Here is a 26,883-nt window from a genome sequence, read left to right as displayed (position 1 = left end):
TTCTTCTTTTCAGCATTCATAAATGATAACAACTTAGCGTTGTATTGCAACGAGCACATTCTGAGGGGCCAGGCTGGAACTAAAAAGCCTGTTCTTTTTGGAACAGGCTTGGGATGAGAAATATGTGATTGTTGAATCTAGAAACTATCTGACTTGAGTCAACTGCTTATAGTCTATCAACCTTGAACGGCAAGACGTGAACGTCTCAGCAAAGGTAACAATACCATTTGCAGCGCAGCTAACAGAAGCAGTTCCGCTATTCACATTAAACTCAGCTTTGGAGCTTCTCTTTTCCAAGTCCTTAGTAGCTTCGCATCTTAATTCAGCATAGCCAAACTCCGGAGTTGGTCTTTCCAGGTTCATTTTGCTATCGCAACTGCCTTTAGAACCACGGAAGGCCTCGCCACAGAATGACTCGTAATCTAGGAATTTGCGCTTGCCGCTTACAGAAGAATAAGCCGTAACAAAGTTCACACCCTCTACTAAAGTCATCTGACCAATAGATTTGCTATCACAAATATAAGCCACTTTTGCATCTGTAAGTGGGTTGCCTACCCAAGCCGTAATATCGAAATTCAAATCCAACGATTCGCATTGCGGGGTCGCAACTACTTCAAGTGTATAGTCACTGTTTTGAGCTACGTCCACTTGATCCAGAACTGTGACTTTGCGATCCGTGTTTTGACCTTTAAGAGTCATTTCGATTTGAACTTCAGATTGAGATCGATCGCAAACCGCATAAAGGGTTTGGCGTGTGTTTACAATTTTGAAGCTTGAGTTGTTTGCCGTGTTGAAGTGATAAGTGATTTTGTAAGTGCTGCTTCGGCCTGTACCTTTAATTGAAACCGCATTGCTTTTCGCGTTCCCAAGGTCATCGTTGGTTTGCAACAAATTAAGGGTCGCCGATTGGCTATAGTCCTTAACTTTGTATTCAGGGCTGATGGGATTGTTAGAATTGGATTTGTCTGAGCAGGCAGCTAGTCCCACAACAGCCACGCAGAAGGCGATCTTAGCCAAAGTCATAAATTTCTCCTAAGTGAGGAGATGGTATACGTAAAAGTAGACGAAATATCAAATTTTGGCAGTAGGCTGGGGTTTCGTTAATTTGATATGCTTTACTATGCTTGTATGCGATTTAAAGCTTATACAGAGCTCTGGGAGTGTTTATTTATTGGTTAAATCTGAAGTTTTTCCAAGGCCTCGGAAAGAAGCCCCATGGGTTACAAATAGGCCATTTCCATCTTCATTGGCTGACAACGAACTCCACTCCCGCCAATTTGCGCAAGGATTTCTGGGGCCGAATCTACGAAGCCAAATTTTTTATAAAAACCGTGGGCCGTCATGGTTGATTCAAGAGTTACTTTGCACACTCTCTTTGCTTTTATTTCTTCAATCATTAGTTGAAGCAACTTCTTGCCTACCCCGGTACCAACTACACTTGTTGTTAGGTAGAGCCCCAAAACATGGGCACAAAGCATCCCCTCTTTTTCATTGAAGGCAATTTGCGCATAGCCTTCAATCTTACCGCTATCTTCCACAACCCAAACGCTGTGATTCTTAATTGCATGAAGTCTGTTTTCTTGGCTATAGGGTCTATTGCCCCAACCTTTAATTTCTTCGGGAGAATGATCTTTAGAGCAAATCTCTTGGATTGATCGCATATGTGCATCGTGAATCCCAGGTGCATCTTCAATAAGGGCTCTTCTAATCTGTGGCATAAATCCCCCTGGTTTAGTTTAATAAACACACAAAGAGGAATTCAATGAATAATTGTTTCTATGCTATCAAACCGCTAAGAACGTACGGCCCCTACTGTTCCATAGGGACATGTGAAATCGATAGCAGGTCGTTCATTGGAAATGATTCTAAGCCCAATCACTCGCTGGGCTTGGTGTTTTCATAGGGATATAGGAGAAGATGTTTGGCGAGGGTAAGTTGGAATTAAAAAGGTGTGCTCAAGGCAAAAAAAAACCGCATCTCTGCAGGTTTGATATTTCTCTCAGAGGCTCATTTTCGGAGAAACTTCCATCAGAACGCATCCGATGAACTATATCTACTTCGGCGGAGCCGAAGTGTAGACAGTAATTTTTCGCCGCCATAGTGGCGGTGAAAAATTTGATTCTGATATTGCATGAAATCTCAGTGCAATCAACAATTTAACCAGGAGCTTGATGGCAGTTGATGGTAAAACAACCTTAATATGGCCAAGCCCCGAATTTCAAAATACAGCCGACCCACAATAGAATTGAAATTAGTGCTGCAGGAAGGGACCTTTTAAAGGTAAGGAAGCGCCAACAGCAGGCAATTACGCCTCCCAAATAGCTAGTCGCCAAGAGGCAGCCCAAAAGTCTTCCAGCTGGTACAATTAATAGCATTGCGGCAACTATCTCTACGCTGGCAGCCAGAAGCCGATATTTTAGAAGTCCAAATTGTGTAAATTCAGCCATTACGCTTTTGTTCTTAAAGAACTTAGTAACTGCGCTCAAAAAAAGGATTAAGCCGGGTATTAGAAAAAGGATATCAATGATCATTATTTTGAGCCTTATTTTAGGGAAGTGCCGGAGATCAAGTGTTTGTTCCGGCACGTGAGGTTATTTAGCCAATTTTTGGTAGAACTTCAGTGAACATGATTTGAATTGCTTGCTGACCTTGAGGGGTACTCCAGTCTTGCGCAAGCTCTGCAATCGCAGTATTTGTCGCAGTTAATACCACTCCAGCATCCGCCATGCGTTTTCTGCTTAGCTCCTCTGAAAGCTCATATGGGGATCCAGACGCATCCATCACTGCTTGAACATTGAAACCATCTTTAACTGCATCAATAGACGGATAAATCAAACATACGTCAGTCGTTACGCCAGCCATCAACAGATTTTTTTTGCCCGTAGCTTTTACAGCTTTTTTAAATTCAGGATCTGTCCATGCATTTACGATACCCGCTCTTTTCACGCGTTTTTCGTAAGCTTCAGGAAATAGCTCTTTAAGTTGAGGAATAAGAGGTCCTTGAAGTTGATCTTCTTGCGAAGATGTTAGTACCACTGGCAGATTGTATATTTTTGCGATTTTCGCAAGTGCCACAGTCATTCTTTCAGCAAGCTTCACATCAATATTTTTAATAAGTTGCATAGTGCCGACTTGGTGGTCGATTAGGATAAGTGCTGTATCTTTTGGGTCAAATGTAGTTGTTTTCATATAGATCTCTTTTCTTAACTAATTTTTTAAATATCGGTGATTTCAAAATAGTTTATTTCATCTTCGGATAATCCGTATAACCATGCGCTGTTCCTCCATAAAATGTTGCTCTATCTGCTGTTGCCAACGGGGCGTTAGCTGCAAATCTTTCCGGCAAATCGGGATTTCCGATAAACAGAGATCCAAATGCAACTGCATCTGCGCCATCTTGCTCTAGAACCTTTTCAGCAGTATTTTTGTCATAACCAAAATTGATAATTAAAATGCCAGAGAATATCTTTCTAATTTTCGGCGCCAAAGGCTGCACGTCTTTTGGCAATTCAGAGCCTTCCATCAAATGTAGAATTCCAAGCTTTCTTTTCTCTAGCTGTTCGACGACATACAGATATGTCTCCTCTGGATTTGAATCACTCATGCCGTTGTAAGGATTGCGCGGCGACAATCTGACCGAGACTCTTTCTGGCCCCCATACACTAATTGCAGCATCCGTTACTTCCAGTAAAAACCGAGCGCGATTTTCTAATGATCCGCCGTAAGAATCAGTTCTTGTATTTGCGCCGTCTTCTAAAAACTGAGCTGGCAAGTAGCCATTTGCTCCGTGCACCTCGACCCCGTCGAAGCCAGCAAGTTTCGCAGCTTGTGCGGCTTTTCTAAAGTCTTCGACGGTAGCTTTTACTTCTTCAGTGGTTAAAGCTCTTGGCTCGACCGTATCCTTTGGTCCTTGCACGGTGAATGCTTGACCTTTAAACGCAATTGCCGAAGGCGCGACAGGCAACTTGCCACCGTGAAAATCTGGATGAGAAACTCTGCCCACATGCCATAGCTGGTTAAATATCAATCCACCATTTTCATGAACGGCATCAGTGATTTTCTTCCAACCTTTAATTTGCTCGTCAGAATAAATACCCGGCGTAAAGATATAACCAACACCTTCAGGACTAATCTGAGCACCTTCGCTGAAAATCAAACCAGCAGACGCGCGTTGAACATAGTACTCTTTCATCAGTTCAGTAGGCACATTCTCCGTTGCACGCGAGCGAGTCATCGGCGCCATAAACACACGGTTCTTAAAGTGGAGTTTGCTATTTTTAAGTGGTGTTAGAAGTTTTAAATTGCTCATTTTACGTTTCCTTATGTGGGTTGTTCTAATCTAATTAAATTGCGTTATTTATCTTCACGTGGAAGAAGCTCGCCGAACTCGCCGCGACGATAGCGATTGATGGTTTTATTCATTTCATCAACATCTGTCGCAACGAAAGGGCCATGGAAGATCGCTGGCTCATCAATGACCTGACCTCTTATGATCACGACATCACTGCTCACATTTCCGAAGATTTCAAAGTCTTCGGTGATGCTGCCTTTGTTAGCTACGGCCACTCCAGCATATTTAGGAACACTGGAAAATCCCGTATCACTTAAAGTCACCGTGTCTGACATATTCAAGACCAAGGCACTTTGACCCGGACGAAGTGTGATTTTTGCTCCGCCATCTTTTTTCCACTTCAGTTGCAAAAGATCTGTTGGCCAATCGACTTGCATTGGTGAACTTGCTTCACCAAAGTTTCCTGCAGCCACTTTCACTTCTGCGATTCCATTTTCTGACATAACTCGCGGAGCTTGTGCGTTTGCAATGTGATAAACTTTTGGATCAGAGTCTTTTAGTTTCTTAGGTAAGTTGATGAAGATTTGTAGACCATGGCTCACTAAACCATGAACAAGAGGTGGCTCTTCATGCATCATGCCTTTGCCAGCTTGAGCCCAGTGAAGATCACCGGGATTGATATTGATCTCGTTACCTAAGGTGTCTCTATTCAAGATACTCGTAGCGCTGTCTTCAAACATGTAAGTGATTGCTGAGAATCCTGCATGCGGATGTGGTGGAAATGTGGGCTCACTCATAAAGTAGTGGTCGACATTTAAAACCGGATTTAAAAGTCCGCTAAATGCGGAGTCACTTAGGCGATATGCCATAAAGCCTGTTCCGTGCTGAGCTTTCTGGGGAATGACAACTTTGCTGTATTTGATGTTTGGGTTCGACATAAGAACCTCCCTATACCTAAAAGCCTAGCACCAGGATCAGTAGGGATAATCAATTGAATTAGAATAGAATTGTTGCTATAGTAGGACAATGAGTGCTGATTATGAGACCCTCAAATACTTCAATAAAGTCGCGGAAACACTAAGCTTTGTGCAGGCTGCGAATGATTTAAATATTCAGAAATCGCTCTTAAGCCGTAAGATCGCCGAGCTTGAGAGCCAGATGGGAGTCCGGCTCTTTCATAGAACGACTCGAAAGGTAACACTAACTGAAGAGGGCATGGCGTTCCTTCAGGAGGTCCATGACGGCGTTAAAATCTTCGAGCAAGCCATCGAGTCTATTCAGTCCACCCGAAGCGCACCACAGGGTACTGTGCGAATTTCCACACCGATTGAGTTTGGATTGTACTTACTTGAACATGTGATGCCGGGATTTTTTGAGACCTATCCACTTGTGAAAATTGAATGGGATTTTTCTGGTGAACAGCGAAATTTGGCTCAGCATAGACTTGATTTGGTAATTCGCGCGGGGCACCCGAAAGAAGAAGCACTAATAGCAAGAAAAATAGGGCCGGTTCATTTTTATGCGTATATATCGCCGTCCTTAAGTATTCAGAAAAGACGAAAACTTGATGCTGAAATACTTGAACAACTTCCCTGGATCACATTTCACAGGCAAGCCATTAAGCCTGGACGTGATCCTCTAAAGGTCGCTATCAATGGTGAGGAAATATTGTTCACTCCAAAAAACAATGCTCCCTATAAGGCCAATAATTTATCTGCGATAAAAACGATGATTCTACAGGGAAATGGGATTGGATTTCTTCCTGATTTTCTTTTTAGAAAAGAGATAGAAGAAGGAAAGTTAGTTGAACTCCAGCCTCGAATCGAGTGGATGACCGAAACAGAATTGTACTTAGTTTATCCATCGAAAAGCTTTATTCCACCGAAGACAAAGGTTTTGAGTGATTGGATAATTTCCAAGTCAAACTTGGGTAGGTAGATGGGCATAAAAAAACCCGCATCTCTGCAGGTTTGATATTTCTCTCAGAGGCTCATTTCCGGAGAAACTTCCATCAGAACGCATCCGATGAACTATATCTACTTCGGCGGAGCCGAAGTGTAGACAGTAATTTTTCGCCGCCATAGTGGCGGTGAAAAATTTGGTAGTGAGAGGCGGACTTGAACCGCCGACCTACGGATTATGATTCCGTTGCTCTAACCAGCTGAGCTACCCCACCAACCGTAACGCTTGCGCGTGAGCCGCAATTTTTATTAGTTCTGCGTCCTTATGTCAAATGTTGCGTTTGCGTTATTCGAAGTTTTTCGAAAATCCTAAGGGGCCCAGTCTTTAGTCTTGACCCCGCTGTCATATCACAATGGAATAATTACTCGGACATAATGTTCAATCTCAGGGAAGGGATAATTATATGAAAAGACTGATGATGGCAGCCCTACTGCCAGCAATTATGGTGGGTTGTTCGAACTCCAACAATCACGCCATTCCCACGGATTTGGACGGCTCTGGTCGCCAAATCAATGCTTCCGCTAACAAACTTTCCGTCACAGGTATGGACGGAGTCGCACTTGCGGACGCACAAGTTCTTATCGGTGATGCACTCAACTCTCCGTTTGAAGGCAACCTTCTAACTACGGACGCGGCGGGTCAAATCGAGATCCCAGCTTCTTGGACCGCAGCTTTGCCGGTCACGATCCACGCAAAAGGTTATGTGCGCATGACTTATATGTCTGTGGAGCCAGGGCCTTTGGCGTTTAAGCTTCGCCCGCTAAACACCATCAACCAATTTGAAGTTAAAGGCACAGCCCAAGGACTTCCAATTAAGAATGGCGATGGCAACATCGACTTCGGCTTGGTGATGCAAGGATTCACGAAGATGCAACTTTTTGCCTTCAATATGGATTCCGTATTGAGTGCACAAAGCGACAAGATTTCAGCATTGGGCCAGGAAATGGAAATCCCAGCTAACTTGTCTTTGCCAAAACAAAGCGAAAAATACGCCCTATTCACAGTGACTTTGGATAAACCGGCTTACCGCATTTACTTCGGTCAACCGGGTGTGACTCGTGTGTTTGTTGCGCGCGGCACTTTCCCGTTCAAACAAGTGGTTGATGGGGTTCGTGGCGGAGCAAAACTTTACGAAATGCTAAACGTCTTCGACCTGACAGCAGGTGCAGTCCGTGACGTGAATCTTTCTAAAGCCAGCACTCCAGTGGATTTGCCGACGAATGAGTTGAAATTCACGACTAAGAACACTTTGGTGGCTCCGCAAATCCGTGGCGATGAAACTTTCATGGCAGCGGCTCTTTCTGGTCAATCAGGCTTCCTATTGCCAACTGACGTTAAGAAATTAAACGGTGGTCAAAAAATCACTCTGAACACGGTTCCAGGAATGGAAGCGAATGCTTTGGCGGTTTTGACTAAAACTGAAGATCTTCGTAACGACATTGACCGTGTTTCCACAGCGATTATTCCTTTTGCCGGCACAACCAGCCCGAAAGTACTTCCTTTGATCAGCAATCCGTCTGTCACTGGTGGTGGCCGCGAGTTGATTCTGCCTCAATTTAACTCTATTGATGGTGTGAATCCGATTGCGACTTACGCGGTGTTCTCAAACCAAATCGAAGTCAAACAAGGCGCTGACAAAGTGAAATTGATGAATCCGACTTGGGAAGTTTACGCTGACAAATGGGTGACGAACATGAAAGTTCCAAACTTCCCGAACGACGCTCTCCTAAATGGTGTTAAGCGTTGGGAAGTGAACTTTTTAGGTTCACAAACGGCTTCACAAGCGCCTATGGGCCCTGCTATGATCGAAGCTGCAACACATGTCACACACAGCTCGGTTAACTTCTAGAACTATTTTCTTATCTCTTGTGATTATCACAGGCTGCACTGTAATGGGTTGCAGCCTGTTTGATAAAAGACCTTCGACCAAGCAGCAAATGGCGAAATTCAACAAGCAAAGAGTCTTCTTTGCGCCGTATGACACTGTTTGGAGAGCCGCTCACGCGGTGATCAAGTTCCCCATCGCTCAGGAAAATCAGGACACTGGAATTATTGAAACCGAGTACATCAAGGGCATTGATGGCTGGTTGCCACCCGATATAAACAAACCACCTTCCAGTGGTATTCGCTATAAATTGATTTTCACTTTCGCCAAAGGCACGGCTGACGGCCGTGAATCCACTCGCGTGACCATTGATAAGAAAATGGAAATCCTGCGCGACTTTTTCTCGACCCCTGAGTCCATTGAATCCGACGGCCTGGAAGAAAAAATTCTGTTCTACAGAATCGAACGCGAGCTGGTTGTTATGGATGCTTTAAAGCGAGCAGCCAACTAAGTTTTGGTTGTAGTTCGCAGTTGCGGATTAACAGCCGCATACAAAGTTCATTGAATATCGCTAAGATCAGGTAAAGCCTAATAACATCAACAGCATTTTCAGAAAGGCACATCTATGAATATCAAAAGCTTTCTTTGTACGACGAACGCAGGGACAACGGGCCAAGTGGGTTTACTATTGCTACGACTTTTTGCAGGACTGGTGATGGCATTTGCTCACGGTATGGGAAAATTCCCGATCTCTGAACAGATGATTGCCGGGGTTGAGTCTGTGGGCTTTCCGATGCCTGTGATGTTTGCTTATGCAGCAGCATTGACTGAACTTGTTGGTGGCGTCTTGTTAGCGCTGGGATTGTTCACTCGTCCGGCGGGAATCTTGTTGGCGTTCACGATGTTTGTGGCCGGCACGTTCATTCACGCGGCTGATCCATTTAAGATCAAAGAACTGGCGTTCTTGTATATGTTCGTGTTTATTTTCTTTGCTTGCTACGGCGGCGGCAGATTTTCTTTGGATAACAAACTGGGTTCTAAAGCTTAATTTGATTTCGCGTTCAAAGCTGTCTTTTTCATTTCCGCTTCGGAAGTGAAAACGCCAACTTTGAACGCATTTAAAAAACTTCTAGTTATCTTTAGCCTTTGATACGACTTCTTCTTTTTTAGCTTCACTGCGGGATTTGGCTGATTTCTTTTGCGCCTCAGCGACTAGTTTTGCCGTCGCTGGATCTACTGGTTTATCCAACTCTTTCAACAAAGCGGCAATACGCTGGATATTTGAAGACCAATCTGAAAAGATGATCTGGTTGGCGCGGGCATTAACATTCAGCTCACCATCTTTAGATGGAAACATTCTAATGTCGCGATTTACATCCATTGCAGAAATATTTTTAAACGTATAAATCCAAGTAACCATTCTTTCTGGCTTCTGAGCTGGAAGATCTTTAGTCACCTCAATGGCGTCCCTTTGAACATTGCGCGCAGCTCGCACAATCATCGTGTCGCCTTGAGTGCTGATAGCAAACCCATTCAATGCCAATGCGCTGGAAAGCTGATTGAAAGCTTCATCTTTAGAAACTGCCCCTGGAAGAATGATGCATGCATTTCCGCGAACGCCGGCATCGACCACGAACTTTTGCCCCGTGGCTTCAGCATAGGTATTGATTAAAGTATCCAATTGGCATTTTTTGGAATCAAACTTCACTTGAACGTCGGCCTGCGCCTGACTTGAAACTGCTGACAGAGTTACTAAAGCTGCGATCATCCATTTCATGGGAATACTCCTTGTGTAGAAACAATCGTATTCCCGGTGGTCGCTTTGTTAAAGTCCGAAAAGTTCAATTTCAGAAGATTTCGAAGACAGAAAACCCCGCTGAAGATTCAGCAGGGTTTCATAGATTTTAATTCTCTGGAACAGCCTCCGCAGACTGAGCCGCCGATGGAGTACGAATAGCTCCCCCGTCCGCTACCTGGGATTTGGATGGATCCGCACACAACTGACTTATATTAAAGTGCTCTGGCGGATCATAGGTTTTGTCGTTCGCGGCATCGATGGCCATTCCGATCAAACCACCGAAAACGATATTCCCGGCGACTCCTGCCAAGGCATCGTATTTGGTTTTAATCACACCCTCTCGAGATTCATTGTTACAGGTAACGGTTACCGGAATATCCTCTTTAGACCGCGTCACTCGAATAGTGGTTTGGCCATTCTTTAAAGTATATTGACCATCCGGGAGACTGACATGCGTATCACCATTTTGCAGTCCTCCGGAAAGACGCATTGAAGTCCTTTCGGATTTTACGATCGTCGCGCAGCCCGTAAGATAAATTCCCAACGACACTGCTAAAAGATACTTCCCGTTCATCTCGACCCACTTTCTTTGGTTGATCAATAAACAACGCATCTTTGTACACATCGGTATGTTTACTGGACCACTCAAACCAGAGGGGCTAAATTGATTGAAAATTGACATCTAGGCAGACAAGCCTTGAGATACGGTTTCTTCTGAGACACGAACAATAAAAAAAGGCAGCCATGCAGCTACCTTTTTTTTATGTTACATTTTCTTACTTAACTTATAGATTTTCTTTTTTAACGTAGTCTTTCCAAAGACTGACTAGCTCATTTTGCTTCAGCTTGTTTTCGCCAAGCTTCACGCCCGTCAGTTTTTGTAAACCGCGAACTGCTGGCAGCTGAACTCGATCGTCAGAGTCGGTCAACAAACCTGCAAAGGATTTGATTTCGTGGTCCACCGGTTTTTTGGCTAACTGCTCCACGATTTGGTGGCGCACCCATAGGCTTTGTTTGTTTTTGAAATTGTAGTCCTTGTTCAACTCTTCCCACAAAAGATCGCGGGTCTCGGAAGTCATGTTTTTACCCAGAACTTCAACCGCGGCAGAACGAACCACCAGGGCTTTATCTTTTACTAATTTTTGCGCAAGCTTTTCGGCTTGAGTTGGGTTCACTTCAGACAAAGCAACCAACGCTGCATTTCTCATGTACCACTGATCGTGGGAACCGGCCTTCATCAAATCAGCCGTTGCTTCACCCTTTTTGGATTCAGCTGCCCCCATCAATGCCTTCCAGCGCACATTCATGGGCTGCTTGTCATTGAAGGCCAGGGAAATAAAAGAATCATAGAACTTAGGGTTACCATCAATCGCCATGCGTCGATTTTCACCAGGCAAATTCAGGACTTCCATCGCGGAACTTAAAGTATCAGGTGAAGCCACGATCTTGGCTGCGAAAGCACTTGAAGAAAAACCTATAAGCAAAACGGGCAACAGGATTTTTGTATTCATGGTGACCTAACTTTTTTTGTTTACGAAGTTCTCGAACTCATCCATCAACTTGGCATCTTCATCAGATTTACCAGCGGCCGCTTCGCCCTTACCGGCTTTTTCGGCTGCGCTATCCAAGGCTTTGTTCTTTTGACCTTCAACTGCGGCTGCGAACTCTTTCATCAATTCATCATCAATAATGGATTCTTCTTGAACGGGAGCCGCTGTTTCAGCCGCAGGCTCGGAAGCTACCGGAGCTTCTTCCGCTGGTGCTGCCGCTTCAAGTGCTGCAGTGAGCTCAGCTTCCGCTTGTGCTGCTGCTAAGGCTGCATCCACATCTGCTTCGCTCAAACCCGTGTCGGCAATGGTTTCAGAAACCGCTGGAGTCTCAGGAGCCGGCTCCGGAGTCACAGGTGCTGCTGCCGCTTGCGGAGCCGGAGTCGGTTCTGCCGGAGCAGGTGCTGCAGTCCCCGCCTCTTTAAGGCCGGTGATCTCGGTTTTTAGCTGTTCATTTTCTTCTTTATAACGAGAAAGATCAGCAATGTCTTCGCTGATGATTTCGTATTCCGCCAGGCGCGCTTCAAGATCTTTGATCTTATTATCCAACTCGGATGTATCCACCGCTGGAGCGGCTCCGCCACCTGCTGCAGATGCATTGGACTCGCCCGCCACCTGCAGTTCAGCAACTTTTTTCTCGGAGATTTGTAGTTGCGCACGTAAAACTTCAAGCTCTTTAATGTTTTCACTCAAACTTACTTTGAGCTGCTCAACTTCTTGCGGAGATTCAGGATGGCCGGAAGCCCCTTCCTTAAACGCGTCTTCCAAGGCTGCATCGCCAGATTTGCGCGCAGGCCCTTGGTTGTCTAAAATCTTTTGCAGAGTTTTTTCAAGCTGAGAAGCATCAAGGCCCCCGCCTAAGCCGGAATCAATATCCTTCTTACCGAAAAAGCCTCGGTAGCCCACGAAAAGGCCCAGAAGAATAATAACCGCAATTAAGCCTTCAATGATGGCCACATTGTGCTGACTGATAAAATGAAGAAATTGGTCTATTGTCACAATCCAAATTCTCGCCTATCAGCGAGACCTCGTCAACGCTGGACCTTTGATCCAGTCTGGTGGTACAGTCCCAAGTGAAGAGGTGCTAGATGTACGACATTATAATCCGAGGCGGAACCTGCTTACTTCCCCACCCGTCCAACAACGGCTTGATTCAACAACAGGCCGATATCGGTATCACCAATGGCCGCATCACAAAGATTCGCGAAAAAATCTTCGACACCGCACCCTCTATGATCGATGCAACTGGACTTCATGTATTACCGGGTGTGATCGATAGCCAGGTTCACTTTCGGGAGCCAGGTCTAACACATAAAGAAGACCTGGAAACTGGCACCAAGGCAGCCGTCTTAGGTGGAGTCACCAGCATCTTTGAAATGCCGAATACAAATCCTGCGACCACATCAGTTCAGCACTTCCATGACAAACTTAATTTGGCAAAAGATCGCGCACATGCGAACTATGCTTTTTTTGTGGGGGCTGGTCATGACAATGTGGGAATTTTGCAGAATCTTGAAATCCTGCCTCACTGCTCGGGGATTAAGATCTTTATGGGCAGCTCAACCGGAAGTTTGCTGGTTGAAGACGATGCCACTTTGGAAAACATTCTAAATCAGGGCCATCGTCGAGTTATCGTTCATAGCGAAGACGAAATGCGCCTGCGCGAACGCCGCCATATCGCTGTGGAAATGGCCGACGTCCATTACCACCCGGTCTGGAGAGATGTGGAAACCGCCGTCAGCTCCACCAATCGCCTGTTAAAGCTGGCTCGCAAAACGGGTCGCAAAATTCACGTACTGCACGTTTCAACTGCTGAGGAAATGGACATCCTGCAATCAGCAAAAGATATCGCAACCGTCGAAGTGCTGCCACAACATCTGACTTTATATGCACCGGACTGCTATGATCGCTTGGGAACTTACGCCCAACAAAATCCGCCGATCCGAGAGAAGCGTCACTTGGATCGTCTGTGGAAAGCCTTGCAAGATGGAACTGTCGATGTGATCGGTTCAGATCACGCCCCACACACTCGCGAGGAAAAAGACCGTCCATATCCATCCAGTCCTTCTGGTGTTCCTGGGGTGCAAACCCTGGTTCCAATTATGCTGAATCACGTGAACGAAGGCCGTTTGTCGCTGCAAAAATTCGTAGAGCTTGTGACCGAAAATCCGTGCCGCGTGTTCAATGTTAAAAACAAGGGCCGCCTGCGCGAAGGTTATGATGCGGATATCACGATCGTGGATATGAAAAAACAAATGACCATCGATAATTCGATGATGGCCAGCCGCTGTGGTTGGACTCCATTCCATGGGATGCAAGTGACCGGTTGGGCGACGCACACAGTGGTTTCCGGAAAACTGGCGATGGCTCATGGTGAAATCGTGGAAGCTCATTCCGGAACTCCGGTGAATTTTGAAGGCACTCTTTAATGTCCCAGAACTCTGCTAAATCCAAAGCCGCCGCTGTCTTTTTCGCAGGACTTTTACCGGTCATCGCCTTTACGGTGATCGAGGAAAAATACGGCACCATCGCGGGTCTTATTGCCGGGATGATCTTTGGTGTGGGTGAAATCTGCTTTGAACTTTATAAGCATAAAAAAGTGCAAAAGATCACCTGGATCGGTAACGGCTTGTTATTAGTTCTGGGTGGGATTTCGTTGATCTCTGACGAAGGCATTTGGTTTAAAATGCAACCGGCCATCATGGAAGCTGTCTTTGCGGTCGTCTTGTGGGTTTCGGTTGTAATGAACAAACCCCTGATCGTGGTGCTTGCAGAACAACAAGGTCAAAAACTTCCGGAATTTATGAAAACGCGCATGAAAGGCATGACCTTTCGCATGGGTGTATTCTTCGCAGCTCACACAGGCTTAGCCGTCTGGGCAGCTCTGGACTGGTCAACCACCGCGTGGGCGATGCTGAAAGGTGTGGGCCTGACAGTAAGTTTGATAGTTTATATGCTGCTTGAGGTGTTATTCATTCGCAGATCTGCGATGAAGGCACACTCGCCCGAAGAGATCGCGGAACAAATCCGTCGAGCCCAGGCACAAAATCCGGAGTCTGGTACCTAAAAGACTTTCCCGGTAAGTCCCAGTTTTCTTTTCAGATCCCGGCTGTATCGAAGATGACGAGGCTTCGCTTCGCCGCTTTTGGCGCATTCGATTTGGCGTTCTACCATTTTATCAAACACATAGATCAGGTCGTCGTGTTGGCGGGAACCAATGTCAAAGCCTAAAGACTCCCCGATAAGTTCAATCGTTTGGTGGATGGCCTCGATCGTGGAGTAGCAAAAGTGTTTTGGCTGTTTACGCACGCGAAAGTTTGATGGCTTATCGGGAGCGAAACAAATGCGCGGGATGTTTTGCAGATTCGTGCTTTGACGAATGGTCTTAACCGCTGTCGCCCAGGTGCCGTCGATCACGAACAACGTTAAACGTTTGCCCTTGGGAACCAGCTCTGACTTTTCGGCCAAATTCATTTCGCTTAAATTTGCGGAGTTTTTTCCAGGATATAACATCACACAGTGCCGACTGGGATCGTTCAGTAACTCGTTCACTTCAGGATCTTTGGAATAATCCTGCCCGCGAATCAAAAATGAATTTTTCAAAACCAAATACGACATGCGGCCCGTAGCGATCCTGCGTTTCATCTCGATCGGATGAATCAAGATCACCACATCCATGCCGGGATCAAACTCCTTTACGTGCTCGCAGTAACAACTAAAGCTTGGTTGCACACACGCATCGCAAAGATCGCGATACACGGGCCCCTGAGTTTTCCGTTGTTCTTTATTAGCAAGATAGGTCTGAAGATCCATGAACGACTACTTACCACCGAATTCAGGGGATTTCTTCTCTTTAATCGCTTGAAGTGCAATGAAATGATCTTCGGTCCTTTGGGTGATTCCCTGATAAGCGGCGGCTTGCTCCAAAACTGTATTTGAATCCTGTAGGTAAGCGGCTTTCATCAGTTTTTTAGTCATTTGCACGGCAACCGGTGCATTGGCGGCAATTTTTTCCGCAATCTTTTCTGTTTCCGCCAACAAGTCAGTCGTGGTGAAGTAATTTAAAAGCCCCCATTTAAAGGCTTCCTCCCCCACAACCAGATCTCCGGTTAAGGACATTTGCATGGCCCGGGAATAGCCGATCACTCTTTGCAAAAAGAAACTGCCACCATCACCGGGCACCAGCCCCAACTTTACGAAGGTTTCGCCAAACTTGGATTTATCCGATCCAATTCGCAAATCACACATCATCGCCAGATCACAACCGGCACCGATGGCGCCGCCATTGACCATAGCAATCACCGGAGTGGAAAGCTCTTCGATGCATTTAGGAATCTGCTGAATACCGTGAATATAGCGCATGCGCAGTTCGTTGGCTTCACCGGCAAACATTCCGGTCTTGGTGGACATCGCTTTCACGTCCCCTCCTGCACAAAAGTTCGCACCTTCGCCGGTCAGGACAATCACACGAATTTCGTTATCGAAGTCCGCAAAACGCAAAACCCGAGTCAAAGAATCAATCATCTCGTAAGTGATTGCGTTGCTTTGCTCGGGATTATCCAAAGTGACCCACAGTTGATGCTTCTTTAAAGAGACCTTCAGGTGCGGGAAACTTTGCGCGTAAAATGACATGTCCAAGATCCTATTTTTTCGGGAATAGTCCTTCGCGTGAAGTCAGGACTTTCTTTAGCCAAACGCCAAAGCTGTCTTCAGGCCCTGGCAAACGTTCAGGAACCATTTGGCCACGAGACTTCAGGGTATTGCAAAGATTTTTAATGTTACCTGCTGAATCTACTTCTTTAAATTGAATTCCGTAGCCAGTGTTTGTTTTACTTTTGAAAACCACTGTGCCAAGGGCTTTGTAAGTTTGGCCCTCAAACGACCATTCCAAGTTCACACTTTGGTCTTCAAACAGGTTTAGCCCTGTATTGATGAACAAGCCGCCTTTGGAGATATTGCTGATCTCACCGTCAGCGCCATTCACAGTCACCGCATTTTTAAAGATAAAACGCGGAGCCGCCTCCCACCAACGCATTCTTGGATCAAAGTAAACCTGACGAACCGCAGGCACCACGAAGTACGCCACTGCCAACAAATCCACCAGCAACACGACGATCAGATATACGAAGTTCAGCAACGTCATGTTTGCCATAAAGGCCATCACGTTGGTGACGAAGATAATTGCCAGGCACACCAGGTAGGCCCAGTAAGACCAGCGCTTACAAAGATAAATGAAAATCCCTGCTAAGATCGGCAGACATACATAGATAAGCATGAATGCTGGCGGAAGAACTTTTGTCCAAAAATACCACTGTGCTTCGAAAGTGCGCCCTGCCCGCATGGCATTGAAGATAAAACTTCCTAGAGGGGCAATGATGTGTAGAAGTGCAAGAACGATAATGGCCCAAGGTTTTCTTTTCATATGACATTAATTATTAAGAAATATTTGGGCTGACACAACAAAAAAGAAAAGGGCCCCTAACTGGAGCCCTCCCTTAAGATTCAAACTCTTATGTTCCAATTACTTTTGGCAGAATGGAAGGTCTGGTTTGATTTGGCAGATGATATCGCACATTGATTGATCACCAATTGGGCAAGAACCATCGCCTGGGTCACCTGGGTTACCCGGATTGCCTGGGTTACCTGGATTTTGAGAGGCTTTTTTACCTACATTGATGTCCAATGTGGATGCAGTTTTACCATCAGCATCAGTTACAGAGATCGCAGTCGTACCATTTGCAACAGCCGTGATAACACCAGCATCAGAAACAGAAGCTACTGAAGCATTGCTGCTTGTGTATTTGAATGGCGCTTTACCGTTCAATACAGACAGGTTTAGTGTTTCATTGCCACCCAAAGTCGCCGCAGATGGAACCACAACCATTTTCTTACCCATTACAGCGTCAACTGCGTTGAATGCATCAACACGGCAGTTACAAGCTGTTTGGATAGAAACTTTAGCACCAGTTGTTTGCAAGATCGCGCGGATCTGAGCACCCGTCAAAGTTGGGTCCTGAGATTTCATCAACGCTACGATACCAGAAACAAGCGGAGTTGCCATGGATGTACCAGACAAGTTGCCGTACTTATTTTTTGGCAAAGTAGACATGATTTCTTCACCTGGAGCTGATACGTGAACTGTTGCAGTTCCGTAGTTAGACCAAGATGGTTTTGCATCGCTTGGACCAGATGCAGCAACTGTGATTGAATTCGGGAAACCGTTGTTTGCCGGATAAACTTCAGTGGAGTCATTGTTTTTGCCATCATTTGCAGCGGCAGCAACGAAGATTACACCTTTATCGTCAGCACGTTTAACAGCTTCTACAAGTGGCATCGCTTGGTTTCTTGGAATTGTTGCACCCCAAGAAGCAGAGATCACTTGCGCACCTTTTTCGATAGCGTAGTCGATAGCTTTGATAGCATCGTTCAGGTCACCAGAACCGTTTTCGCCCAAGAAGCGAAGTGGCATCATGGAAACGTTTGGAGCGATACCAACGATACCACCATCAACCAAACCAGTCGCACCAATCACACCCGCACAGTGAGTACCGTGACCTGGGTTTTGGTAAGAAGTTTTGTCCATTGGATCGTTGTTTTTGTCTTTAAAGTTGTAGCCCGGAACCATATTTGGCGACAAAGCTTGGTGAGTGTAGTCAACACCAGTATCGATAACAGCAACGATGATGCCTTTGTTACCTTTGTTACCAGCACGTTGCCATGCTTTTTCAGCGTTAACTTTACCCATTGCCCATTGCTCTTTCAAAGCAGCTGTGTCAACAGAGTGAGTGAAAGCCTTCATTCTTGCGTTTGGTACTACGTACTCTACGCCTGGTTGAGACAACAAAGTCGCCAATACTTCAGCTTCTTGTTGTTTTCTGATGTCAACTTTAACAAGGCTTGCAGTTTCGTTGTGATCCATCACATTCAAAGCTGATACACTTACCAAAGACATCGAGTTCATAAGATTTAGAGCGCTCGTGTTGTTGTACTTGACCAAGTATTCCCCTGCGAATGCTTGAGATCCAACCAACATTGCACCCAATAATAATGCACGTTTCATATTTCCCTCCGTGGTTAACGAAAATCATATTCGGATTTTCTACGAACACCATATTTTTTTTAAACTACAGCTTATTTTAATGACACGCGTGATCGAAAGTTGATCCACTGATTGAAGCTTACAAGAATATTGCCGGCTGATTATCAACATTGATTCCTCGAGGTTCCCATGGATTTTATGCACGCGATTATTTTAGGTATAGTTGAAGGGATCACCGAATTTCTGCCGATCTCTTCCACCGGGCACATGATTATTGCAAGCTCCATGATGGGAATCGAAGACAGCACTTTCACGAAAGCCTTTGAAGTCATCATTCAGTTCGGCGCAATTCTTTCGGTACTGGTGTTGTATTGGAGACGCTTTTTGCCAAACTGGAGTTTCTATAAAAAACTTTTCGTGGCATTTCTGCCAACGGCCATTATCGGATTTTTGGCAAAGGATGTTGTCGAACACCTTTTAGGAAGTGTTCAAGTTGTGGCTTGGTCCCTCATTTTGGGCGGTTTAGTTCTGGTGTGGTCCGACAAGTACTTTGCCCATTTGACGTCTATGGGGCGAACTACCAATGACCTTAATTATAAGGACTCGGTCAAACTGGGTTTGTTTCAAGCCATCGCCATGATCCCAGGGGTGTCGCGTTCAGGTGCCACGATTATGGGTGGTCTGACTTTAGGGATGAATAAGAAGGAAGCGGCAGAGTTTTCTTTCTTTCTGGCAGTGCCGACCATGGCCGCCGCAACTTTGTATAAACTATTGAAAATCTATAAAACCATCGAGCCCCAGCAGATCAACCTGCTGTTGGTGGGCATGGTGGTATCTTTTGTCGTTGCGATGATCGCGATCAAGTTTTTCATCGGTGTCGTCAGCCGCTATGGCTTCCGTGGCTTTGGATACTACCGTATTGTTTTGGGTATTATTATTTTGGCCTTGATCTACACAGGTCATGACCTGCAAATGAATTAAAATTTAAGGATCAATCATGGAAAAGTTTTTATTCGAAGAAATGCAGATGTTTTCAGCCGACCTGACAGTGTTCCTAAAAAAGACCTATTTCATTTTACCCACGTGGAAATGGATTGCCCTGGCAATCGGCATCACGCTGGCTTTTGTGCTGCGACCGGTGGTGCAATGGATTTTCAAGCAACTGAAAACCCACAATCCAATTGCGAAACGGTATGCCAAAAGTTTTTCAAACTATCTGTTCCGCTTTGAAATCGAACGACCGCTGGCATGGATCTTCATTATTCTGATGCTTTTCGCCTTGGACGACGGCCTGGAATTAAGCGGTAAGTTCGTCACTTATTACGAATATTTGCTTAAAGCCTTCTTGGGTTTCCACGCCATACGCATTGTCTATTATATGGTTGATGCCATGGGATATGTGTTTGCGGACCTGGCTTCAAAGACCGAAAGCAAAATGGATGACAATCTGGTTCCTTTTGCCACTAAGGCCATCAAAGTCCTGGTTGTGGTGATGGGCTTTTTGCTGATTCTGCAAAGTTTCGGTCTGAACGTCATGTCCCTGATGGCCGGTCTGGGTCTGGGGGGTTTGGCACTGGCATTGGCAGCTCAGGATACGGCAGCAAACTTATTTGGTTCCGTCACTATCCTTGTCGACAACCCTTTCCAGGTCGGCGACTGGGTGAAAGTAAAAGATATGGAAGGCACTGTCGAAGAGGTGGGCTTCAGATCCACGCGCGTTCGTACTTTCTATAACTCTGTAATCACGATTCCCAATGCGATGATGGCGAAAGAAACTATCGACAATATGGGCGTGCGCCCTTTCCGCCGCGTACGTCAGATTATTGGCATCGCGTACGAAACTCCACCAGACAGAATCAAAGAGTTCTGTGATCGAGTTCGGTATTCGATCAAACAAGATCACACCGTGAACCCCGAAACTGTCGTGGTGAATTTTAATGGCTATGCGGATTCTCAGCTAAACGTATTGGTGCAATTCCATTTGCAGGTTTTCACAGGCCCAGAAGAAATGGAACATCAACAGGCCATCTTTATCGAGATTTTGAAAATCGCAGCCGAACTTAAAGTGGACTTCGCTTATCCAACCCAAACGGTTTACTACCGTGGTGGCGGAGAAGCCGATTCACAGCAGGCCCAACAAACGGCTATTACATAGAAAACCAAATCGAACTCACCGACTTTACTCTTACCCACAGCTTTTAACGAAGTTGTGGTTTTTTTTCGGATGGGGCTCCATCCGGTTTTGGTATTAGTCGATAAAACATTCCTGGCGGTACTTGTGTTGATTATGTTGAGCACAAAGAATCCGCAAGTTTTGAATATCATTCGTTCCTCCAGCCCACACCGCTTGTCTGTGATCTACTTGCAAAAAACGAGTGCTTCCACAGATCTTGCCCGTTTCGCGATCTTTAAACTGGCAGCATTTGTCCTGTTTAAGCACGGTCTTTTTAACTGAAGCCCGAAGTGGTTTCCGACCAGATTCAGCCAGGAACCGAACTTTTACCTCGCTTTTTTGAGTTCTATTGGAAGCGCTATCATTCTGTGTCGCAGCAACCGCTACGGGTGTGAGCGCTTTTGATTCTTTCATTTTAGTGCGACGTTGAATTTCTTTATTAGCCAAATAGGTAATGGCATCTGCCCAACTATGTTCTGGCACAGCATGTGCGATCAGATCTTGCGCTTGCTTCAAGATAGCCATTTGCTCTTTGCTCAAGGTGATCGTAAGGGTGACAGACTCGTCCCGATGGATTCTTTCTTTATTCTCGACCAGCACAGGCAAAGACAATGCCTGACACAGAATGACTTCCGTCTGCTGCTGGGTGGTATGCTCAATGCGGTTCAAAAGTTCTTTTTTCTCTTCAACATCTAGCTTGCGATCTTCAATTTTCTGCACAGCTCTAACCGCTTGCTGCATCTTAGATAGTTGCGACAGATTAAGAGCTCCACTTTCAATTTTCGCAGCCACCTCAGGAACTTCACGCAGAAGTCGAGCAGACTCAATACGTCTTAAAGCTGCAGAAGAACTATAGCCAAACTCTTGAACTAAAAATTCATACAGACTGGAATAAGCTTTATCTAGATACAACTTGCGCGTATCTATTTCTGCAATACACTCTAAAACTAAATGCGTAATCTTGCGCTCAGTCTGTACAAGCTTCCCAAAACGAGTAAGCAAATCTGCATTCGACAAATGACCAATATTTAAACCTGGGTTGTTCATTCTTTACCTCCGCTACGGAACTGAAGGTACCTTACCACGGTTTTTCAGAGTGCTTTTTAAGGTTTTTCGCAGGATAATTTGCAATCAGAAAAGCAAAAAGAAAAACGCCTGTACCGCTCTAAACGCCTCAAGATTGATAGCTCTAAGTAGCCACATCATCCGTCGCGAGTAAAATATTTTCGTTGAACGAGAGTGAGATAAGAACCTCGAAGACACCTCGCAAGAGAAATTTTATTACAAATAAAACGACATCATGCACGGCAAATTTCTGAGTTTTGAACCACACCCGTAGCGGAACTCCAAAAGGACTTTCGAGAGCACCCTCTCGGAAGTATCGTTTGAGACACAAGACTTCATTCAGAATCAGAATCCATAACGAAAACGAAGTCCCCCAAATCTAATCCAAGAATAAAAAACCCACAGTTCGCAGAAACCGTGGGTCCCAAATCTCACAAAATCTTTCTTGCTATCCCGCACTCTGCAGCACACGCTTCTTACGCGATTCGATCACTCCATCAATCAATCCCAGTTCTTTTGCCTCGATGGCTGTCATATTATGATCACGCTCCATCAGCTTCGCCAAATGTTTGGCACTTTGGCCAGTGTGTTGCGCATAGAGATCAATCAATTGCTTTTTTGAGCGCACCAATTCGCGGGCGTGGATTTCGATATCACTCACCTGCCCGCCGATGCCACCATCACCTAAATGCGGTTGATGAATCAGGATGCGACTGTGAGGCATCGAAAATCTTTTACCTTGGGCACCGGCTGAAAGAAGGAAAGAGCCCATACTGGCGGCAACACCAATACAATAGGTTGCCACATCGCACTTGATATAGTTCATAACATCATAGATCGCGAGCCCAGCCGAAACGGAACCTCCAGGAGAATTAATATATAGATGAATGTCCTTGTCGGGGTTGTCTGATTCCAGGAATAACATTTGCGCGATCAGGGCGTTCGCGACCTCGTCGGTGACGACGCTGCCTAAGATCAGAATTCGGTCTTTTAATAGGCGCGAATAGACATCATAAGATCTTTCGCCGCTTGCGGTGCTTTCAATAACATAGGGAATAGTGGCCATGGTTTCTCTCCTTTGAGTGGACGTGAGTAGGAAGACTTCGTTTGCCTGAAGGATTATGTTGCAATCCGTGTGCGCAGAATCCCACGAATGAAAGTGAATCAAGATGATTCACTGAATTTGCTAACTCCAAGCTATACGCAAAAGAATTCCTGGTTGTGGGATAGGGAAAATCACGTCGGACTTTTTTGGGCGGCTTCGGAGACGATCTTGCGCCTCTTTAAACTCCGGCAACCTCCTCTTGGGAGAGAGCTATTGCACCGATAAGTTCAGTGTGAAATTCGCGGTGATATTTTCCATTCTCATTTTGATACTGGAACCGGTGGCGGCAAGATCCATCTATAAAGTCACGTGCGAAAGCCCCGATGCATGCCCTGAATCTGTGGTGGGCTTAAACTACGATGGCAAATCCGTCTGCACCGGAGTCTTGGTCGCTGAAGACATCGTCGCCACCAACTTGCACTGTATCCCCGAAGACATTCGCCAAAACGAAACTTCCTGTAAGGGCCGCATTACTGTGACCTTCCCAGCATCACATTCGCGCGAAGAGGAATACGGAGATTGCGAACAAATCAAATGGGTGTCGCCGGCATTAAAAGACACCGCTTTGACACCGGATTGGGCTTTCTTCAAGCTCGCTAAAAAAGCCCCCCGCTTGCACGCACCGATTAACACCAACGGTGTCTCTGATGGCGAAGTTTTGACGCTTTATAAAATTGATCCCACTGACAAGGGCACCGGCATCTTAAGAAAAGTCTCCTGCCCTGCCGTGCAAAATTCTTTGGCCAATCCTTTCTTTATTGGTGTCAAAAGTCCGATCTTGGCCATGGTTCCTTGCGAAACCATGAAGGGTAATTCAGGCTCGCCGCTGATGACTCCGAACTTGGAAGTCAAAGGGCTGCTGAACTCGATGGGAACAGCTGCGGATGTGAACTTGAAAAAAGCCCCGTTTTACCACGTAAGCTTTGGTTCAAATTTCGCCTGCATCAGCATCCCCGGCATCGCTTCGGCCTCTTCACCCCATGCTGATTGTGGTAAATCCATTGTCTCTGACAATATCCGCGAAGCCTCGGCTACTTTGATCAGTCGCTTTACCGATCCGCTGATGAAGTCATTTAACAATGATGTGAATGCAGAACTGGATAAAATCCACGCGCAAAGCAAGTTTGTAGTCCTTTGGGACGTCGAGCAAAAAAATCGCGCCTTTGACGGAGTGCAAACCAAGGTCAGCGAAGTCACCTACAAACCTTCCTGCATCAACTTTAAAAAAGATAAGATGCGCACTCAACAAGGACGCCTGCAGCATGGCATGGTCACTTACAACCTGGAATACCTTGAATGGGGCATGCAAATCCACCTGGATAACGGTGGCCGCCCCCGCGCCGAACTTGTTCCTAAGAAAACACAATCGACCTTACAGTTCAGTCCCGCACAACTGACATCAGGACAGCCCGTAGCTTTTAAGCACGGAGCACAGTCCTACACTTTGTCCTTCTGCGAAGATCTTAAAAAGAAATAAGGCCTTAAATACTTTTGATATGTTTAAATGTCTGATCTAACATTCCTGCATGTTGAATCGCCTTCTATTCACCGCTACTACTCTTATGTTGTCATTTGCGTATGCTCAAGTACCAGAGCAACCAAGCTCTACGACTTCGATTACTTCCGGTGGATACTTTCGCTGGTCCCAGGAGTGGTTCCATCACCCGAATTTTGGGCGTGGCACTGATGAATCCCAAGGCTACTTTCTGCAGCGATACTTGGCCCACGTTGAGGTCAAGGACACTGAAACTGGCGTGCGCGGCTATCTTCAGGCGAAGTACTCTGAAATCGCGAACAAGTTTGGTAATGCCAGTTCTACGGACCGGGATAATGGCGATATTCATCAGGCGTTTTTTGAAAACAGATACATTCGCGCCGGTCGACAAGAATCCCCGGTGGGTTCGACATTACTAGTTGGTGTGCGCGAAGGTCCCAATTCCCGCCTTAGCTTTGATGGTTTAAAAGGTTTCATAAATAGCGGAATCAACACGGAACTATTCCTGGGGCATCCCGTGGATATCAACTCGGGCTTTGTCGACAACCGGCCCGCTGATACGATTTTGGGATATGTCTATCTGACTTCTGGAGTGAAGCTGGAACCTTTTTCAGCTGACCTGTTTGCCATGTACTATGATGACTTCACGTCAAAGCTTTATACGATTGGTGCGCGCTGGATCTATAAAACAGAATCTGCGAGTGCCGATACGGATTTTATGCTGCAGTACGGGCGATACGACGATGACCTTGATGTGCAAGCCTACGGCGTCGCCTCGCGCATTAAAGTTCCCCTGATTGCATCACTTGAAGCGACCACTCTAATAAGCTATTTTTCTGGCGACCAAGATCCCAATGATGGTCAGTACAACACTTTTAATGCGCTCTTTCCGCGGGGCCAATATTATGGTTGGTCCGCAGAAATCGGTCATCCGAATGTGATTGCCGTTGTGCCGGGATTGACTTGGCATATCTCAGATATGTTGGCTTGGTTGAACAATGTTGCTCTTTACTGGCGAGAAAGCATTCACGATGGTGTCTATCGCGGCAGCGGCAGTCTTCTGCGCCCTGCGACCAACGATCAACGCTATACCGCCACTCAGCTGAATTCATCGGCGGAGTGGAAGATCAATAAGCTGTTTTCAATCTACTATGAGTATTCGTACACGATGACCGGAGATTTCATCGAAGATTCCACCGACTCTGACGACAGCCAGTACTTTGCTATTCGGACCGCACTACGCTTTTAGTTGCGTTTTGGTGCGCCTTTGTCATCCATGGAATAGATGGTGGTGTCTTTGCCAGCGTCAATTCGCATAACTTCCGCACAAATGCTTTGTTTGGAAATTTCTGACATGCGTTTGGGAGCTGCTGAAAGTTTCAGGGTTTCAGTTTTGCAAGTGATGGATTCAGAATTCTTTTTGCACAAATCAGCAAAGGATTTCTTAAACTCTGGATACTTCTTATTAACGAAATGCGCGATCATTTCCTTGCGGTCAGCTTCCGCAACTTTGGTGAAGCACTTATACCCTTGCGCGTAAGATACGGATGATACCAAAAAGAACACGCCGATAACCGGTAATAAATGTTTCATACTTCTCCTGCACTAATGCCGGCTAAATGGTTTTATCATGATAGGTACTTTGTGGGGCTTCCTCAAGAGAGATTGCAAGTTACCACTGGACCTTGCCTGATCCGTGGAAGCTCCTCAGTCTATAAAAAACCTATGGTGAGGGGAACATGGACTTAGACCTAGCAAAGGCCGATAACGAAATCATCAACAACAAAGCCTATGATCAATTGGCCGAGCGCTGGTATGAGGCGCAAGACGACCCGATTGCACTTCTTAGAAATCAACACAAACTGGAAATGCCCTGGATCCTTGAGGCCATTCAAAAACACATTGGTCCCTCGGCACAAATTCTGGATATGGGATGCGGTGGTGGTTTTCTATCCAATGACTTGGCGGCAGCAGGTCACCATGTTGCAGGAATTGATCTTTCGGATTCCAGTTTGAAAGTGGCGGAAAGCCGTGACCATACTCATTCGGTTAAATATCAAGTCGGAGACGTCTATCAGGTGCCCTTTCCTGATCAAAGTTTTGACGTGGCTTGCGCGATGGATTTGTTAGAACATGTCTCTGAACCACAGCGTGTTCTGGCAGAAGCCTCCAGAATTCTTCGGCCCGGCGGACTTTTCTTCTTTAACACTTTTAATAAGAACCAACTGGCTAATTTAGTCGTCATCAAATCCATGGAGTGGTTTGTAAAAAACACGCCTGATGACTATCACGTGTATTCGCTATTCATTAAACCAAAGCACCTGGTGGAATGGATGAAGGCGCAAGATTTGAACAATGCAGAAATTCGCGGGATCCGACCGGTTTTCCTGCAAAAAGGAATTTGGAGCCTTCTTCGCACCGGTGAAGTTCCCAAAGATTTCAAATTTACTTTTTCGAAATCACCTCTGATTGCATATACGGGTTACGCTAGGAAAGGTGCTCCCATGTGAGACACTTCTCAGTTGCGAGCACCCAAGAATCACTCAGGTTCAGCAGATACTAAATTCCCCAAAGTTATTCATA

Annotated in this window: 27 protein-coding genes and 1 tRNA gene; 11 read left to right on the top strand and 17 right to left on the bottom strand. The window is 45.7% G+C overall.

From position 1 onward, the window contains the following. Positions 1–144 precede the first annotated feature (144 nt). From ACLVWU_RS05600 to ACLVWU_RS05580, 5 genes are all read right to left on the bottom strand, one after another. Entirely contained in the window at positions 145–1,023 is an 879-nt protein-coding gene (locus tag ACLVWU_RS05600) for a hypothetical protein (RefSeq protein WP_413577971.1), read from the bottom strand. Between the two features lie 197 nt (positions 1,024–1,220). Next, the gene (locus ACLVWU_RS05595; protein WP_413577969.1) at positions 1,221–1,718 is read right to left on the bottom strand and encodes a GNAT family N-acetyltransferase; all 498 of its coding nucleotides are present in this window, start codon (positions 1,716–1,718) and stop codon (positions 1,221–1,223) included. 877 nt (positions 1,719–2,595) lie between these two features. Beyond that, on the bottom strand, positions 2,596–3,189 hold the full coding sequence (locus ACLVWU_RS05590; RefSeq protein WP_413577968.1) for an isochorismatase family protein: 594 nt from the start codon (positions 3,187–3,189) through the stop codon (positions 2,596–2,598). Positions 3,190–3,241: 52 nt separating this feature from the next. Further along, entirely contained in the window at positions 3,242–4,309 is a 1,068-nt protein-coding gene (locus ACLVWU_RS05585; RefSeq protein ID WP_413577966.1) for an alkene reductase, read from the bottom strand. A gap of 44 nt (positions 4,310–4,353) precedes the next feature. Then, positions 4,354–5,229 (bottom strand): pirin family protein, encoded by an 876-nt coding sequence (locus tag ACLVWU_RS05580; RefSeq protein WP_413577965.1) that lies wholly within the window; start codon positions 5,227–5,229, stop codon positions 4,354–4,356. Between the two features lie 88 nt (positions 5,230–5,317). Between ACLVWU_RS05580 and ACLVWU_RS05575 the strand changes: the two genes are divergently transcribed. Further along, complete coding sequence (locus tag ACLVWU_RS05575; protein ID WP_413577964.1) at positions 5,318–6,229, top strand: LysR family transcriptional regulator; 912 nt, start codon at positions 5,318–5,320, stop codon at positions 6,227–6,229. A gap of 161 nt (positions 6,230–6,390) precedes the next feature. On the opposite strand, the gene ACLVWU_RS05570 is transcribed toward ACLVWU_RS05575, so the two are convergent. Further along, a tRNA-Met gene (locus ACLVWU_RS05570) sits at positions 6,391–6,467 on the bottom strand. 189 nt (positions 6,468–6,656) lie between these two features. On the opposite strand from ACLVWU_RS05570, the gene ACLVWU_RS05565 reads away from it, so the two are divergent. The 3 genes from ACLVWU_RS05565 to ACLVWU_RS05555 all read left to right on the top strand — a co-directional run bounded on the left by ACLVWU_RS05565 (position 6,657) and on the right by ACLVWU_RS05555 (position 9,126). Continuing rightward, positions 6,657–8,102, top strand: coding sequence for a hypothetical protein (locus ACLVWU_RS05565; RefSeq protein WP_413577963.1), 1,446 nt, complete (start codon positions 6,657–6,659; stop codon positions 8,100–8,102). Between the two features lie 43 nt (positions 8,103–8,145). Further along, complete coding sequence (locus tag ACLVWU_RS05560) at positions 8,146–8,589, top strand: hypothetical protein (RefSeq protein WP_413577962.1); 444 nt, start codon at positions 8,146–8,148, stop codon at positions 8,587–8,589. 114 nt (positions 8,590–8,703) lie between these two features. Then, on the top strand, positions 8,704–9,126 hold the full coding sequence (locus tag ACLVWU_RS05555) for a DoxX family protein (RefSeq protein WP_413577961.1): 423 nt from the start codon (positions 8,704–8,706) through the stop codon (positions 9,124–9,126). A gap of 81 nt (positions 9,127–9,207) precedes the next feature. Here the strand turns inward: ACLVWU_RS05555 and ACLVWU_RS05550 are convergent, their stop codons facing one another. From ACLVWU_RS05550 to ACLVWU_RS05535, 4 genes are all read right to left on the bottom strand, one after another. Further along, on the bottom strand, positions 9,208–9,855 hold the full coding sequence (locus ACLVWU_RS05550) for a hypothetical protein (RefSeq protein WP_413577959.1): 648 nt from the start codon (positions 9,853–9,855) through the stop codon (positions 9,208–9,210). Between the two features lie 127 nt (positions 9,856–9,982). Continuing rightward, entirely contained in the window at positions 9,983–10,450 is a 468-nt protein-coding gene (locus ACLVWU_RS05545; protein ID WP_413577957.1) for a hypothetical protein, read from the bottom strand. Between the two features lie 211 nt (positions 10,451–10,661). Next, positions 10,662–11,387 (bottom strand): HEAT repeat domain-containing protein, encoded by a 726-nt coding sequence (locus tag ACLVWU_RS05540; protein ID WP_413577955.1) that lies wholly within the window; start codon positions 11,385–11,387, stop codon positions 10,662–10,664. Positions 11,388–11,393: 6 nt separating this feature from the next. Then, a complete protein-coding gene (locus ACLVWU_RS05535) occupies positions 11,394–12,422 on the bottom strand; it encodes a hypothetical protein (RefSeq protein ID WP_413577954.1) in 1,029 nt (342 codons plus the stop codon). Between the two features lie 89 nt (positions 12,423–12,511). On the opposite strand from ACLVWU_RS05535, the gene ACLVWU_RS05530 reads away from it, so the two are divergent. Both ACLVWU_RS05530 and ACLVWU_RS05525 read left to right on the top strand, forming a co-directional pair. Further along, complete coding sequence (locus tag ACLVWU_RS05530; RefSeq protein ID WP_413577952.1) at positions 12,512–13,852, top strand: dihydroorotase; 1,341 nt, start codon at positions 12,512–12,514, stop codon at positions 13,850–13,852. Continuing rightward, entirely contained in the window at positions 13,852–14,490 is a 639-nt protein-coding gene (locus ACLVWU_RS05525) for an inner membrane-spanning protein YciB (RefSeq protein ID WP_413577951.1), read from the top strand. The genes ACLVWU_RS05530 and ACLVWU_RS05525 overlap by 1 nt, the downstream gene beginning before the upstream one ends. Here the strand turns inward: ACLVWU_RS05525 and ACLVWU_RS05520 are convergent. The 4 genes from ACLVWU_RS05520 to ACLVWU_RS05505 all read right to left on the bottom strand — a co-directional run bounded on the left by ACLVWU_RS05520 (position 14,487) and on the right by ACLVWU_RS05505 (position 18,483). Next, positions 14,487–15,236: a tRNA-uridine aminocarboxypropyltransferase gene (locus tag ACLVWU_RS05520; protein WP_413577950.1), complete on the bottom strand. Its 750-nt coding sequence runs from the start codon at positions 15,234–15,236 to the stop codon at positions 14,487–14,489. The genes ACLVWU_RS05525 and ACLVWU_RS05520 overlap by 4 nt on opposite strands. A gap of 6 nt (positions 15,237–15,242) precedes the next feature. After that, entirely contained in the window at positions 15,243–16,055 is an 813-nt protein-coding gene (locus ACLVWU_RS05515) for an enoyl-CoA hydratase-related protein (RefSeq protein ID WP_413577948.1), read from the bottom strand. 10 nt (positions 16,056–16,065) lie between these two features. Further along, positions 16,066–16,845, bottom strand: a complete 780-nt coding sequence (locus ACLVWU_RS05510) for a PilZ domain-containing protein (protein WP_413577947.1) — start codon at positions 16,843–16,845, stop codon at positions 16,066–16,068. A gap of 99 nt (positions 16,846–16,944) precedes the next feature. Next, positions 16,945–18,483 (bottom strand): S8 family peptidase, encoded by a 1,539-nt coding sequence (locus ACLVWU_RS05505; RefSeq protein ID WP_413577946.1) that lies wholly within the window; start codon positions 18,481–18,483, stop codon positions 16,945–16,947. Between the two features lie 168 nt (positions 18,484–18,651). On the opposite strand from ACLVWU_RS05505, the gene ACLVWU_RS05500 reads away from it, so the two are divergent. Both ACLVWU_RS05500 and ACLVWU_RS05495 read left to right on the top strand, forming a co-directional pair. Next, the gene (locus tag ACLVWU_RS05500) at positions 18,652–19,443 is read left to right on the top strand and encodes an undecaprenyl-diphosphate phosphatase (RefSeq protein ID WP_413577945.1); all 792 of its coding nucleotides are present in this window, start codon (positions 18,652–18,654) and stop codon (positions 19,441–19,443) included. A gap of 16 nt (positions 19,444–19,459) precedes the next feature. After that, complete coding sequence (locus ACLVWU_RS05495) at positions 19,460–20,617, top strand: mechanosensitive ion channel family protein (protein WP_413577943.1); 1,158 nt, start codon at positions 19,460–19,462, stop codon at positions 20,615–20,617. Positions 20,618–20,710: 93 nt separating this feature from the next. Here ACLVWU_RS05495 and ACLVWU_RS05490 read toward each other — a convergent pair whose 3' ends face one another. Together ACLVWU_RS05490 and ACLVWU_RS05485 are read right to left on the bottom strand one after the other, a co-directional pair. After that, on the bottom strand, positions 20,711–21,682 hold the full coding sequence (locus ACLVWU_RS05490; RefSeq protein ID WP_413577941.1) for an HNH endonuclease: 972 nt from the start codon (positions 21,680–21,682) through the stop codon (positions 20,711–20,713). A 466-nt stretch (positions 21,683–22,148) separates the two neighbouring features. Beyond that, positions 22,149–22,823: an ATP-dependent Clp protease proteolytic subunit gene (locus tag ACLVWU_RS05485; protein WP_413578769.1), complete on the bottom strand. Its 675-nt coding sequence runs from the start codon at positions 22,821–22,823 to the stop codon at positions 22,149–22,151. Positions 22,824–23,037: 214 nt separating this feature from the next. Between ACLVWU_RS05485 and ACLVWU_RS05480 the strand changes: the two genes are divergently transcribed. Continuing rightward, complete coding sequence (locus ACLVWU_RS05480) at positions 23,038–24,282, top strand: trypsin-like serine peptidase (RefSeq protein ID WP_413577940.1); 1,245 nt, start codon at positions 23,038–23,040, stop codon at positions 24,280–24,282. Positions 24,283–24,331: 49 nt separating this feature from the next. Beyond that, the gene (locus ACLVWU_RS05475; RefSeq protein ID WP_413577938.1) at positions 24,332–25,549 is read left to right on the top strand and encodes an alginate export family protein; all 1,218 of its coding nucleotides are present in this window, start codon (positions 24,332–24,334) and stop codon (positions 25,547–25,549) included. Here ACLVWU_RS05475 and ACLVWU_RS05470 read toward each other — a convergent pair. Next, positions 25,546–25,893 (bottom strand): hypothetical protein, encoded by a 348-nt coding sequence (locus tag ACLVWU_RS05470; protein WP_413577936.1) that lies wholly within the window; start codon positions 25,891–25,893, stop codon positions 25,546–25,548. The genes ACLVWU_RS05475 and ACLVWU_RS05470 overlap by 4 nt on opposite strands. Before the next feature lie 146 nt (positions 25,894–26,039). Here ACLVWU_RS05470 and ubiG point away from each other — a divergent pair, with 146 nt between their 5' ends. Next, on the top strand, positions 26,040–26,810 hold the full coding sequence (ubiG, locus tag ACLVWU_RS05465; protein WP_413577935.1) for a bifunctional 2-polyprenyl-6-hydroxyphenol methylase/3-demethylubiquinol 3-O-methyltransferase UbiG: 771 nt from the start codon (positions 26,040–26,042) through the stop codon (positions 26,808–26,810). Positions 26,811–26,883: the final 73 nt, after the last annotated feature.

The sequence above is a fragment of the Bdellovibrio sp. HCB290 genome, from assembly GCF_047305925.1.
GTDB lineage: Bacteria > Bdellovibrionota > Bdellovibrionia > Bdellovibrionales > Bdellovibrionaceae > Bdellovibrio.
This window is presented reverse-complemented; position numbering and strand designations above follow the sequence as displayed.